The organism is Cohnella zeiphila (assembly GCF_014212055.1).
GTDB lineage: Bacteria > Bacillota > Bacilli > Paenibacillales > Paenibacillaceae > Cohnella > Cohnella zeiphila.
In genome coordinates this window covers 186,255-199,788 of record NZ_JACJVO010000012.1, presented here as the reverse complement: position 1 = coordinate 199,788, position 13,534 = coordinate 186,255, and the positions used below count along the sequence as shown (strand labels likewise).

Sequence of the window (13,534 nt, the reverse complement as noted above, 5' to 3'; positions counted from 1 at the left end):
TGTTTAATTCCTCGATGCCCGAATCTCCAACGCGTACACGGAAGCCGGACGCAGTGCAACGCCCTCCCGCCATGCGGAGGCGGGAACGATCCGTTCGGTGCAGACGATACGCTCCGGCTCGAACACGGAATTGATCGCTTCGATCGAATCCCCGGCAATCTCGTGCACCCGGACGTCCTCCCCGGCTTCGAACGCCTTCAGGTCGAGCTTCGCGGTTACTTTCTCCAGGCTGCGGTTCACGACGAAAACGGTCACGAGGCTGCCGTCTTCGTTCGCGCACGCCGCGACGTCGAGGTCCGGCAGCGCGTTCAAATCCGCGGGCGCAGGCTTCGCCGACGCCACGGAGAACGTTCCGCACTCGGCCTGAGCGGGCAGCATGCGGCGGATGTCCCGGCCGGCGTACAGCTTCATCACTTCGTAAGTCGGCGTGCCGTAAACGGTAAGCGGTCGCCCGCTCCAGCCGGCTTCCTTGCCCCGGAACTGGTCGGCATAGAAGTCGCCGACGCGGATGCATCCGCCAAGCCAGCCGTTCACCAGATCGGAGAAGCTGCCGATGCGGACCAGATCGCTGCGGCGAAGCATCTCGTTCAGGTTGCCGGCATTGGCCACGGCGGCGCCGAGCGTATGCTCGTCCGGGAGCCCCTTGCGGATCGTGTTCGGATAAAACATCGTGTTGTATTCGGTGATCGCCACCTTCACATGGCGGCTCTGCGGATACGCTTGAATCGTCTCTTCCGTGCGCGCCAGATCGCTCCGGGTCCATTCCGGGAACGAGACGATCGCCCTGTACCGCTCCTCCGCAGGCGTCTCCCGGTTCATGCCGAACCGGTTGAAGCCGTGATACAGGTGCAGCGTCAGGTAGTCGATCGCCCCGCCGGCCCGCTCGAGCAGCGGCTTGTTCCACTCCTGATCGGTATGCCCGCAGGCCAGCAGCACGATCTCGGGATCCGCCGCCTTCATCGCCTTCGCGAACGCGGCGCACCGCTCGGCGAACTCCTCGGCCGTGCACGTTCCGACCTGCCACTGGCCCCACACCTCGTTGCCGATCTCCCAATAGCGCACCCGGTACGGCTCGGGATGTCCGTTCGCCGCCCGCTTCGCGCCCATCGGCGTATCGGGGCCGCCGTTGCAGTATTCGATCCACCGGGCGGCCTCTTCGGGCGTGCCGGAGCCGTCGTTCACGCAGATGAGCGGCTCGACGCCGAGCTCTTGGCAGAACGCGATGAACTCGTCGGTGCCGAAGTACTTGTTCGCCCAGCCTCCCCAAGCTTCGTTGTAGAGAATGGGCCGTTCCAGGACGGGACCGACGCCGTATTCCCAATGGTACGCGCTGATGTAATTGCCCGCGAGGCGCATCATGCCGGCATTCAGCGGCCGGGTCATATCCATGACTTCTTTCCTCACCATGCCGATGCTGTCGGCGGGCAGGAGAGAGACATGATCGAGCCAGAACATGCCGGTCGAGACGTGATCGATCCAACGCGGGTGCTCGGCGGGAACGTAGACGCGGAGCTCGGCATCGACGCATTCGCGCGCGACGGCCAACGTCGCCTCGTAGCTCTTCCAGTCGTGGCCGGCCAGTTCAATGCGAGCCACGCCGATCACGTCCCCAGTCCGCCGATCCGCCGCTTCGACGACCAAGTAACGAATCTCGACGGAAGCGCGCGCCACGAGCTTCACCGCATACTCCGAAGGCCCCTTCAGCGCGACCTTCTGCGAGATCCCCGCATAGGCCTCGTCGTCGCTCATCATTCGAACGCGCTGGGCTCGGCCCGAATGCTTCGGAGCGGGCGGCTCCATCGCGTAGACCGTGCCGCGGCCGTTCGTGTAGGGCGTCCAACGGCCGGATACCGCTCTCGGCTCCGGCGACGAGGCCTCGCTCTCGAAATCCATATCCTTCAGCGGATAGGCCAGCATCGCTTCCATATGGTCGCGGATGTCCTCCACGAAGTGGCCGAACACGTAGGGGTTAATCGTATGCTCGCTCTTCCTGCCGGCGTCGACCGTTATCGTTGCGTTTCTTTTCAAGTTCAAAACCTCCACTTCGCGGTATTACCCTTTGATTGAGCCGATCATGACCCCTTTGACGAAGTGCCTCTGCACGAACGGGTACAGGATCAGCATCGGCAGGCTGGAGACGATGATGACGGCGTATTTGATGCTCTCGGCCAGCAAGACCTTGCTCTCCAGACCGACATTGGCGTCCACCGCGTCGGATTGGCTGATCATCAGAATCTCGCGAAGCACGATCTGCAGCGGATACTTGCTCTCGTCGCGAATGTAGATCAGCGCGTTAAAGAACGAATTCCAGTGGCCGACCGCATAGAACAGCACCATGACGGCCAGAATCGGCTTCGACAGCGGCAGGATGATGTTCCACAGCATCCGCCAGTTGGAGCAGCCGTCCATATGGGCGGCCTCCTGCAGCTCCCACGGAATGCTGGTCTGAAAATACGTCCGCATGACGATCAAATTGTAGGTGGCGATCGCCCCGGGCACGATCAGCGCCCACAGCGTATTGACCATGCCCAGGTTTTTCACGAGCAGGTACGTCGGAATCAGACCCCCGCTGAAGAACATCGTCAGCGTGATGACGACCATGATCAGCTTGCGTCCCGGCAGATCGGGCCTCGACAGCGGATATGCGGCGAGGATCGTCATGATCATATTGATTGCAGTGCCGATCGCCGCGTAAATAATGGTGTTCAGATATCCGTTCCAAATATCGCGGTTGTGCAAAATGTTCTGGTAAGCGGCCATCGACACGTTCTTCGGCAGCAGCCATACCTCTCCGCCGAGCACCTTCGCCGGGTCGCTGAACGACGCGCTGATGACGAAGATAAGCGGATACAGCACCGCCGCCATGACCAGCGCCGCCAGAATATAGACGATCGCGTCGAACCACCGTTCATCCGACGGCTTGCTTGCGGCAGCTTGTTTGCTCACGATAGGTATCCCTCCTTTACCATAAGCTCGTCTCCGAAACCTTGCGCGCGAAACGATTGACCAGCAAGAGAAGAATCAGGTTGATGACGGAGTTGAACAGCCCGATAGCCGCCGTATAGCTGTATTCGCCCTTCTGAATACCCGTCGTATAGACGAAGGTAGAGATGACGTCGCTCGCTTCGATATTGAGATTGTTCTGCATGAGCAGAATCTTCTCGAACCCGATATCCATGAAATGGCCGATGTCCAGAATGAGCATGATGACGATAACCGGCACGATTCCCGGCAGCGAGACGTGCCAGACGCGCCGCAGCCGGGAAGCGCCGTCCATCTTCGCGGCTTCGTACAGCTGCGGGTTCACGCCGCTGAGCGCCGCGATATAGATGATCGATTGCCACCCCATGTTCTGCCAGATGTTCGAGCCGATAAAGATGGGCTTGAACCACGAGGCATCCTCCAGGAAGCGGATCGGCTGGCCTCCGAGCGCCTCGATCAGCGCGTTGATCGGCCCCGTCTCGGGCGAGAGGAAGACGTTCAGGATCCCGACGATGACGACGACCGACATGAAATGGGGGATAAACGTTATATTCTGAAGCCACTTGCCGAACTTGCGGCTCGGGATCTCGTTGCAGATCAAAGCCAGCGCGATCGGAATCGGAAAGGCGACGAGCATCGAGAACAGATTGATCGTGAACGTGTTCCACAGCAGCCGGTTGAAATAATACGAATCGAAGAATCTGTGAAAATTATCGAGGCCGACCCACTCGCTGGCGAGAATTCCTTTGGCCGGACTGAAGTTTTTGAACGCGATCTGCAGGCCGTAGAGCGGTCCGTACTGGAATAAGAGGTACCATCCGATCGGCAGCAGCAGCATCAGGTACAGATCGTACCGTTTCGCCATCTCCCGAAGCAGGCGGCCGCGCCTCGGCGTCAGCCGCACGGCCGCGGCCGCCGCTCCCTGGACGGCTTCGGCTTGGTCCAACGCGCTTTTCATGCGAATCGACTCCTTGATGCCGGAGGCGGGCGCGCTCGCTTAAGCGCGCCCGTCCTTGGCCGGCGAAACTTTTGCCGTTACTTCTTCATCGTGTCGTAAGCGTCCTGATAGATCTTCTGAAGCTCGTCGATGTTCATCTTCTTCAGCGTCTTCTGGAACTCGTCCCACTTGTCGAAGCTGAGAGCGCCGGCGATGAACTTGGTGCTCTGCTCCTCGTAATACTTGTCGATGTCGTTGCGCAGCTCGTTGACCTTCTGCGCCGTCGCCTCGTCGAACATCGGAGCCGCGTAGCGGACCTTCGGCATGTACGGATCCAGTTTTTCCTGAGCTTCTTGAACCTGCGGCGGATTGATGAAGGAAGCCACATGATCGTCGATCAGGTGAGGGGCGCCGCCGCCCGCATACGGCGTAATCTTCCCTTGGGCGCCTTCTACGCTCAGGAATTTATCCGTGTAATACGGAACGCCGTCGCGAAGCTCGTAATTCTCGCCCTCGCGGCCGAAGCGCAGCATCGTCGAGCCTTCGTCGCTGTAGAAATAATCGATCCAGCGCATCGTGAGCTCCGGATACTTGTCGACGTTCGTGATGGCGAACGCTCCGAAGTCGCGGGCGATCGGCGAGGCCTGGGCCTGCAGCCGGTCTCCGTGCGGGCCGGCCGGCGGCGCCATCCCGGTGTACTGGTCCTGGATCGGCAGGAAGTTGTTGTTCGTCTGGTCGAAGAAGACGCCTGTGGCGCCCGAGCCCTGCTTGGCCAAATATTGCGCTTCCGTCTGCGAGAACAGCTGAGGATCGAGCAGCTTCTCCTTGTACAGCTTGTTCAGATACTGCAGCATCTCCTTGTTCCGGTCGCTGCCCATCCAGATCTCCACTTTGTCGTCCGCGATGTTGATGTTGTAGCCGAGCTGTTGGTCCAGGCCGAACGAGCCGCTCATGAGATTGACGATCGGAAGTCCCTGCCCCGGCGTTCCGGCCCGGGCGGTCATCGGAATCTCGTCCTGCTTGCCGTTCCCGTTCGGATCTTTGTCACGGAATGCAACCAGCACGTTGTACAGGTCGTCGGTCGTCTCCGGCATCTGAAGACCGAGCTTCTTCAGCCACGCCTGGTTGATCCATTTCTTGTCCGTACGCGCCGCCCCGAGCGTGACGATGCCCGGAATCGCGTAGATATGGCCTTCCGGCGTCGTGATGCCGGAGCGGATCTCCGGATACTCGTCCATCAGCTTCTTCAGATTGGGAGCGTACTTGTCGATCAGGTCCTCCAGCGGAATCAGCTGGCCGCTGGCCCCGTAACGGGTCGCTTCGAGCTGCGTCAGTCCGGAGCGGTACAAGGCGTCGGGAAGCTCGTTGGAGGCGAACAGCAGGTTCTTTTTCTCCTGGAAGCCGTCCGTCGGCGCTTCGGTAAAGTCGACGTGCACGTTGGTCATTTTCTCGTAGTCCTGGAATACCGGCATGTCCTTGAAAGGACCGTTTGCCGGTGCGATCCGGGTGAACATCTTCAGCGTGACCGGCTTCTCGGTGAGCGGGAAGCCGGTCTCGCTTACAACGCTGCTGCCGGACGGCGACGCCGAAGCGTTGCCGTTATTGCCGTTATTGCCCGAGCTGCAGCCCGCCAGAGCCAATGCCGGAACGATCATCGTTCCGATCGCGATTTTTTTCCACTGTTTACGCATGAACCCCTAACCTCCATTAATTGATGCACGAGTCGGATATGGAAGCGTTTCCGAGGTGCTTGCGAGTATTATAAGTCACCGGAAAGATCGGCGAATTCTACATTTTTGACTCTTTACTCCACATCTTTTACAAGGCTTTATCCGGCGCCCGCGCCGCGACCCAGGCTGCTCGCGTACTCGTTCGGCGTCATCCCGGTCCCTTCTTTGAACACTTTGAAAAAATAATTGTATGTCGCGAATCCCACCAGATTGCTGATCTGCTTGACCGAATATTCCCCGCTCTCGAGCAGCTTGCGTCCCGCTTCGATCCTCACCTTGTTCACGTATTCCGAGAACGTCGTGCGGGTCTCTTCCTTGAAAATCCGGCTCAAATAGGAGGGGTTCAGCCCGATGGCGGCCGCCGTGAGCTCCAGCGTAACGCTGCCCGTGTAATTCTCCAGGACGAACGCGATCGCCTGCGACACGTGACGGGAATGCGGCCCGGCCGTGCGCCGCCGCTTGAGCTGCTTGAGCAGGACGGAATAGTAGCGCTGCAGCCATGCTTCCAATTCCGCCATGCCGCCGATCCGGCCCAGCTCTCCGCGCGGAGGCAGTTCGGCTATCGCTTCCTCGAGCGATGGGGCGGGCACCCACTTGCCCAGCGCCTTGACTCCCGTATGCAGCAGTTCGCTCACGATCGTCTGCGCCGCCTGGGAATGGATCGGCAGATGGCGGATGGAGCCGAATACGGAACCGATCAGCCGCTTCGCCCCTTCTTCGTCCAGCATCTCGAGATGAAGCAGAAGCTGCTTCTGCTCCTCGATCTTCAAGGAGACGCGCGGTCCGGGTTCCGGTGCCCGTTCCGTTCCGGCGGCGGGGCGTCCGCGAGACGCTTCCGGGCCCGCGTGCGCGGCGTCGAGCGACCGCTCGGCGGAGGCATAGCTCGCCGCCAGCTGCGAGAGGCTTCCGCAGACGTGTCCAACGGCGTAGACGCTTTTGAGATTCAGCAGCAGCTCCAGCGCATGACGCAGCTTGCTCATCCACCGCTCGGCTTCGGCGGCGACGGCATGCTCGCTGCGCTCTCCGGACGCGAATACGACGGCCAGCCGCCCGTTCTCCACATAGGCCGCCGTCCGCTCCCGGATCTCGCCGATCGTCTGCTGCGCAAGCTCGACGACCTGGCGCATGAGCCGGCTCGTCTGCACGTCGCTGTAAGACTCCGTCAGAAGCAGGAAGGGAGTAATTTGCAACGCGGCCGCCGCATAGCGGACCGCTCCCGGATACAACCCGCTTCTTGCCGCTTCGGCCTCGAGCTCGTCCCCCGCCCCGCCGCCGCTTCCCTTGACAGCCCGGACGATCGCCTCGCGGACGGCATCCGCATTCGTCTCCCCTGAATTCGCGTTCGGTTCCTCTGCCTTCTCCGTCGGATCCTTGCGGCTTAGCTCCGCCGCCGCTTTGTTCAGCACGTTCGTCAGCGCCGCCTCGTCCAGGCGGTGCTTCAGCAAGTAATCGACCGCCCCGTTCTGCAAGCAATCGCGCACGTAATCGTAGTCGTCGTAGCTGCTGAGCATAATCGTCCGAACGGCGGGGAACCGTTCCCGGATCGCCCGGTTCAGCTCCACCCCGTTCATCTCGGGCATGTTCACGTCGATGATGGCGATATCCGGCGAAGTCTGCCCGATCAGCTCCAGCGCCGTTCGCCCGCTGCCGGCCTCCCCGCAGATCTCGAATCCCTTCGCTTTCCAATCGGACAAGGTGCGCAGCACGTTGCGCACGAGCGGCTCGTCGTCAACCAGCAGAACCTGGTACATTCCCTCATCCTCCTTTAGATCGCTTGCGTCCCGGCGGGAGGCAGCTTCGGGAATCGAAGCTCCGCCTTCGTGTAGAGGCCCGGCTCGCTGTACAGCTTCAAGCCGTAGCTTTCGCCGTAAATCCGAACGATTCTCTCATGCGCGCTGCGCACGCCCATTCCGCCGAACCGCGAGCGCAGCGAATGTCTCCCGGTCTCCCCGAGCAGTCCGTCGGCTTTCTCCTGCGGCATTCCTTGACCGTTATCCGTCACTTCGATTTTCAGATCGCGGTCTTCCTCGTACACGCGAATCTGCACGCTTCCTCCCCGGCCGGTCGGACCGATGCCGTGAACGATGGCGTTCTCCACCAGCGGCTGCAGCGTCAGCTTCGGCACCCGGCAATGAAGCAGCGCTTCGTCTTCGATCAGGGTGTCGATGCGGATGGGCTCGATAAATTTGTACTTGGCGATGGAGACGTAGCTGTTCACGTAATCCAGCTCCTCCTTCACCGTGAGGAATTCGCTTGAATTGCCAAGCACGCTGCGCAACAGCTCAATGAGCGAGCCCGACACCTCTTCGATGTTAGGCACGCCGTTCAGCTTGGCCAAATACTTGATCGTATTGAGCGAATTGTACAGAAAGTGGGGGCGGATCTGGGCCTGCAGCGCGGTAAGCTCCGCCTCCCGCTTCTCCTTCTCGCTCACCCGAACGCCTTCCATCAGCCGGTTCAGGTCGTCGACCATGCTGACGAAGACTCGGTACAGCTCGCCGATCTCGTCCTTGCTCCGGATCTCGTTCCGCGGAAAAGCCAGATTGCCGTCCTTCACCTGCATCATCATCGATTTCAGCCGCCGGATATTCAGCGTCGTTCTCGACGACACTTGCAGCGAACCGATGAGGACGACGGCGAAAACGACGATCGACACCTCGAGCATGAGGTTGCGGATGCGGGTCGATTCGCTCAGCAGCGAGTCCATCGGGATGAGCGCCAGCGTCGTCCACCCCGTGTTCGCGGACAAGCGGCTCACGACGATATAGGACTTGCCTCCGATTCGCCGTTCGACCGCCTCGCCGCGGCCGGACAGCTCCGTCTTCAGCGAGACGATCGTGTCCATCGACGGTCCCGTCCCGGGGGACGGGGCGTCGGAAGGCGAAGTCTCGACGGTAGACACCTCGGAATCGGGCAGATCGGACCGGTACACCTCCCCGTTCTGCTCGTCCAGGACGTACAGAAGACTGTCCGCGGTCGGCTTTACGCCGAACGTCTTTTTTAGAAAATCGGCGTTCAGATCGACCATGACGACGCCGATCGTCTTCCGGTTGTAGCGCAGCTCCCGTCCTACGACGATGGCGTCCCCGCCGCTCGATTCCCGGTAATAAGCATGCTGCGAGCCGTTGCTCAGCATATATTCCATCATCGGCGTGTTCAGAACGGTACGATCGAGCCACGGCTCTCCCGTAAAGAACACCTTCCCGTTCAGGCCGACCACGGCGATGCGCCTAATGTAAGGCTTATAGAGGATCAGGCCGGACAAATATTCCGTCACCCGCTTCTGCTCTTGGAACCATTCGTAGCTGATCTCCTCGTTCGGGCTCTGAATCGAACGGATGACGGTATCGCTCGTCGCGGCAAGCGTGTTCAGCCGATCGATCTCGTCCAGCATGACGTTCAGCGATTCGTCCGCCTGCCGGATGCTGTCGGACACCGACTGCACCGCGTTGCGCTTGATCGTGTCCCGCATGTTCATGTACACGATGCCGGATACGGAGACGATGGCGAGCAGCGTCACGAGGCCGAACGCGATAAAAATTTTGCCCTGGAGGCTCCAATGCGGCGGCAGCCACCGCTGAAGCGCTTTCTTCACACTCATCGGAAACGTCTCCTTCCGTCGCCGTCCTGCCTCACGGCCAGCGGGGACGCCTCGTAGTACATCTTGAAAGCCCGGGTGAACGAATGCAGGTTCGGATACCCGAGCGACAAGGCAATCTCCGTGACCGTCGCATCCGTGTCCTTCAGCAATCGGACGGCCTTCTCCATGCGAATCCTCTGCAGGTACTTCACGGGGGAGATCCCCGTCTGCCGCGTGAACTCGTTCGAGAAATAAGAGCGATGCACGCCGGCGAGATCCGCAACCTGCCGCACCGTGATTCCCTCCGTGGCATGCAGATCCATAAACGACCGGCATTGCTTGATCCAATCGGCTGTATCCGCCTTCCCGGAATCGGTCCCCGTCCTCCGCAGCAGCTCGGCGAACAGGGCGCCGACAAGCGCCTGCAGCTCCAGCGCGGAAGCCGGTTGGCCCTGATCGGCATTCGCAAGCGCCTCGATCGCAAGTTCGGCCGCTTCGTGGATACGCCCGTCGGGCGACGGCTTCCCGAGATACGGCTTGTCAGGCGTCATCCCGATCCTCGCGAGCAGCGGTTCGACCCTCTGGCCGTCCAACGCCAGCCAGCTCATGCGAAGCGCCGAGTCCTCCGGAGGCTTGAAGTACGTGTAGGCTCGATCCGGGAAAAGACAGAACAGATCGCCCGCCCCCAGGTCCGCGGTGCCGCCGTCGAATTCAAGACGGACCCTTCCCTCCCGAACGAGATGAAGACTCCAGCATTCGATCCGCTTCGGCCCCACCCGATAGTTCGGCTTGGCGAGGGTTCTCCCCCCGCGAACCGGCCAGAGGCCGCTCTCTTTATCCAGATCGCCGGGCGTGTAGTAGAGAAACTCCGCAAACTCGTATTCGTACTCCCGAAGCACGGCGGCTCGACCCCTTTGCGCAGTTTTCTTTTTCTCATCATAACAAAATGGCAACCTGCTAGAAACCGAAAATCTACAGATCCCCGTCATTATAATGAACAATATCTGCCATTCGATCGGCACATCTAACAAAATGCCAATTATTAAAAAACAATAAGAAAGGCCTATATCCTAATTCATACCGATTTTGTATATTTACGGTGTGAATATTTTGCATTTTTCGCGCGATTGTGACAAAACCTGCATACGCTCGGAAGGACGATCCGTAAAGGAGGTGGTGATTGCGGCTTAAAATAACGGAAAATTCTGTCTTCCGTTAACCCTAAGAGCAAAGGAGGATTTTTGATGAACGGCAGGGCCAAGGTTGCCATCCTCGGCAGCGGCAATATCGGAACTGATCTGTTGAAGAAGACCGCACGGTCGTCCAAGCTGGAATGCACATTGTTCGTAGGCCGAAATCCGGAATCGCCCGGCATGAAGGTGGCCCGGGAGATGGGCATTCAAGTCTCCGACAAGCAAATCGATGCGATCGTCGACAACGCTCATCTGTACGACATCGTCTTCGATGCAACCTCGGCGTATGCGCACGCCCAGCACGCGGGCATTTTCAAGAACCTGGGCAAGTTCGTCATCGATATGACCCCGTCCAAAATCGGGGAGATGTGCGTTCCCGCCGTCAACCTGAACGAATGCCTGACGCTCGACAACGTGAATATGGTAACCTGCGGAGGACAAGCCTCCGTGCCCATCGCCTACGCCATCGGCCAAACCCACCGGCACGTCGACTACATCGAGGTCGTCTCGAGCATCGCTTCGAGAAGCGCCGGACCCGCCACCCGATCGAATCTGGACGAATACATCGAGACGACGGAGGAAGCGATCGTCAAGTTCTCCCGATGCCGGCGCGCCAAGGCCATCCTGAATTTGAACCCGGCCGAGCCGTGCATCGACATGCAGACCACCGTTTACGCCAAGGTGTCCGATCCCGATCCGGACGCCCTTTCGAAGTATCTGGAAGATTTGATCCGGAAGATGCAGTCTTATGTTCCGGGCTACCGGCTCTTGCTCCCTCCTACATTGGAGGACGGGAAGATCGTGGTCATGATCAAAGTGCAGGGGCTTGGCGATTATCTGCCCAAGTATGCCGGCAATCTGGACATCATCAACTGCGCCGCCGTTGCGATTGCGGAGGAATACGCCTTCAAAATCGGCAACGCTCGGAAAGGAGCGTAAACATGTCCGCCGTGCTGATCAGCGACCCTACCTTGAGAGACGGCTCCCATGCGGTGCGCCATCAGTTGACCGAAGAGCAGATGCGCGGGTACATGCTCATCGCCGACGCGGCAGGCATCCCCATTGTCGAGGTGGGACACGGCAACGGCCTCGGGGCCTCCTCTCTGCAATTAGGCGAATCTCTTGTATCGGATCCCGACATGATCCGATTGGCCGCCGCTACTTTGCGCCGTGCGAAGATCGGCATCCATGTCATTCCGGGCGTCGCTACCCTTCACGACTTGAAGTCGGCATTGGATCTGGGCGTGCATGTGGTCAGGGTGGCGTCCCACTGTACGGAAGCGGATATCACGAAGAAGCATATCGAGTACGTACGGAGCATGGGGCGGGAAGCATACGGCGTTCTGATGATGAGCCACATGGCGCCGGTCGAGGCGCTCGTGCAGGAGGCCGCCAAAATGCAGTCCTACGGAGCGCAAGGGGTCATCCTGATGGACTCCGCCGGCGTCTATCTGCCGAGAGACGTAACCGAACGGGTACGGGCGCTCGCCGCCGCGTTGGAAATTCCGGTCGGCTTCCATGCCCATAACAATCTGGGGCACGCCGTGGCCAATTCGGTGGCCGCCGTGGATGCGGGAGCTTCCATTCTGGACGGGACGATTCGAGGCTTCGGAGCCGGCGCCGGCAACGCCCAATTGGAAGTATTGGTCGCCGTGCTGGACAAGCTGGGCTACGCCACCCATATCGACGTGGAGAAGCTGCTGGACGGCGCCAACCTGGCGGAGCAGACCATCATCGCCAAGGTTCCGACCATCAATTCCACCAGCGTCGTCAGCGGGTTGGCCGGCGTATTCTCGGGCTTCGCCCAACCGGTGGAACGGCTGTCCCGGAAATACAACGTGAGCCCCCATCGAGTCTTCCTGGAGCTGGGAAGAAGAAAGATCGTCGCCGGGCAAGAAGACATCATCATCGAAGTCGTTCATGAGATCGCCGCTTCAACCGCCCATTAGGAAAGGATGAATCCGCCATGATGACCGATCGCGATACGTTGGACGTCACTTATCCGTTTCAGGGAGTGGAGAGAAGGGTTCTGGCCTACAACGACAAGCTCATGCTCGTCGAGCACCTCCTGGCGGAGGGCTCCAACTTCCCCGCTCACAGCCATTACCACGAGCAAATTTTTTATATTTTGGAAGGCCGGGTCAAGGTCTTATGCGAAGATACGGAATATGAGGTGAAAGCGGGCGGAAGCTTCGTCATCCCCGGGGGACGGGAGCACAGCGTGCATGCGATGGAAGATACCGTTTCTCTCGATATTTTCACGCCGGCCCGCGAGGAATACATGCCTTGAAGCATCATCCATCCTAAGGAGGCGATCCCATGGATCTGGGACTTCGGGGGAAAGTCGCGCTGATTACCGGGGGAAGCAAAGGGATCGGCCTCGAATCGGCGGCGGCGTTCGCCGCGGAAGGCGCCCGTGTCGCGATTTGCGCGCGGAATCAAGAGCAATTGGCCGCGGCGGCCGGCCTCATCAAGGAACGGACCGGCGCTGTCGCGCTGACCATCCGCGCCGACGTGACGCATGCCGAAGACTGCGAGAAAACGGCTGCCCTCGCCGTTCAGCAATTCGGCCGGCTCGATATTTTGGTGAACAACGCGGGAACCGCCGCCGCCATGCCGTTCGAAGGGATCGAAGACGAGCTTTGGGCGGCCGACCTCGATTTAAAGCTGATGGCGGCCGTCCGTCTGTCGCGGGCCGCGATTCCGCACATGCGCCGGTCCGGCAAGGGAGCCATCGTCAATGTCACGACTTCCTGGGCCAAGACGCCGCCGGCCTGCTCCATGCCGAGCACGGTCAGCCGCGCGGCCGGACAAGCCCTGACCAAGGCGATGAGCCTCGATCTGGCCCCCGACCAGATCCGCGTAAACACCGTGTGCATCGGCTTGATCCGCAGCGGCCAGCTGGAGGAACGCTGGAAGCGGGAGGAGCCCGGGCTCACCTGGGAGCAGTATGCCCGCAATCCCCGCCACCGGATTCCGCTGGGGAGAATCGGGGACACCGACGAAGCGGCGAAAGTGATCGTGTTTCTGGCTTCCGAGGCGGCATCTTACGTGACCGGAACGTCCGTCAATATCGACGGCGGGTCGTGCCCCGCATTATAATAAAAAATAG

At 60.1% G+C, this 13,534-nt stretch carries 11 protein-coding genes; 4 read left to right on the top strand and 7 right to left on the bottom strand.

Annotated features, from left to right (window positions below; all coding sequences use genetic code 11):
* Nucleotides 1-3 precede the first annotated feature (3 nt).
* The 7 genes from H7C18_RS11695 to H7C18_RS11665 form a co-directional block, all read right to left on the bottom strand.
* Entirely contained in the window at nucleotides 4-2,028 is a 2,025-nt protein-coding gene (locus H7C18_RS11695) for an alpha-L-arabinofuranosidase C-terminal domain-containing protein (protein WP_185129225.1), read from the bottom strand.
* A 24-nt stretch (nucleotides 2,029-2,052) separates the two neighbouring features.
* Complete coding sequence (locus tag H7C18_RS11690) at nucleotides 2,053-2,946, bottom strand: carbohydrate ABC transporter permease (RefSeq protein ID WP_337913352.1); 894 nt, start codon at nucleotides 2,944-2,946, stop codon at nucleotides 2,053-2,055.
* Nucleotides 2,947-2,962: 16 nt separating this feature from the next.
* Nucleotides 2,963-3,940 (bottom strand): ABC transporter permease, encoded by a 978-nt coding sequence (locus H7C18_RS11685; RefSeq protein WP_185129224.1) that lies wholly within the window; start codon nucleotides 3,938-3,940, stop codon nucleotides 2,963-2,965.
* A 77-nt stretch (nucleotides 3,941-4,017) separates the two neighbouring features.
* On the bottom strand, nucleotides 4,018-5,610 hold the full coding sequence (locus H7C18_RS11680; protein WP_185129223.1) for an extracellular solute-binding protein: 1,593 nt from the start codon (nucleotides 5,608-5,610) through the stop codon (nucleotides 4,018-4,020).
* Nucleotides 5,611-5,747: 137 nt separating this feature from the next.
* Entirely contained in the window at nucleotides 5,748-7,400 is a 1,653-nt protein-coding gene (locus tag H7C18_RS11675) for a response regulator (protein ID WP_185129222.1), read from the bottom strand.
* A 14-nt stretch (nucleotides 7,401-7,414) separates the two neighbouring features.
* Complete coding sequence (locus tag H7C18_RS11670; protein ID WP_185129221.1) at nucleotides 7,415-9,250, bottom strand: cache domain-containing sensor histidine kinase; 1,836 nt, start codon at nucleotides 9,248-9,250, stop codon at nucleotides 7,415-7,417.
* Nucleotides 9,247-10,128 (bottom strand): AraC family transcriptional regulator, encoded by an 882-nt coding sequence (locus H7C18_RS11665; RefSeq protein ID WP_337913349.1) that lies wholly within the window; start codon nucleotides 10,126-10,128, stop codon nucleotides 9,247-9,249. The genes H7C18_RS11670 and H7C18_RS11665 overlap by 4 nt, the downstream gene beginning before the upstream one ends.
* 345 nt (nucleotides 10,129-10,473) lie before the next feature.
* Between H7C18_RS11665 and H7C18_RS11660 the strand changes: the two genes are divergently transcribed.
* Genes H7C18_RS11660 through H7C18_RS11645 form a run of 4 tightly spaced genes read left to right on the top strand, consistent with a single transcriptional unit; the run spans nucleotide 10,474 to nucleotide 13,524 of the window.
* Nucleotides 10,474-11,361 (top strand): acetaldehyde dehydrogenase (acetylating), encoded by an 888-nt coding sequence (locus tag H7C18_RS11660; RefSeq protein ID WP_185129219.1) that lies wholly within the window; start codon nucleotides 10,474-10,476, stop codon nucleotides 11,359-11,361.
* A 2-nt stretch (nucleotides 11,362-11,363) separates the two neighbouring features.
* Nucleotides 11,364-12,371, top strand: a complete 1,008-nt coding sequence (gene dmpG, locus H7C18_RS11655; RefSeq protein ID WP_185129218.1) for a 4-hydroxy-2-oxovalerate aldolase — start codon at nucleotides 11,364-11,366, stop codon at nucleotides 12,369-12,371.
* 17 nt (nucleotides 12,372-12,388) lie between these two features.
* Nucleotides 12,389-12,712: a cupin domain-containing protein gene (locus tag H7C18_RS11650; protein WP_185129217.1), complete on the top strand. Its 324-nt coding sequence runs from the start codon at nucleotides 12,389-12,391 to the stop codon at nucleotides 12,710-12,712.
* 29 nt (nucleotides 12,713-12,741) lie between these two features.
* Nucleotides 12,742-13,524 (top strand): SDR family NAD(P)-dependent oxidoreductase, encoded by a 783-nt coding sequence (locus H7C18_RS11645; protein ID WP_185129216.1) that lies wholly within the window; start codon nucleotides 12,742-12,744, stop codon nucleotides 13,522-13,524.
* Nucleotides 13,525-13,534 lie beyond the last annotated feature (10 nt).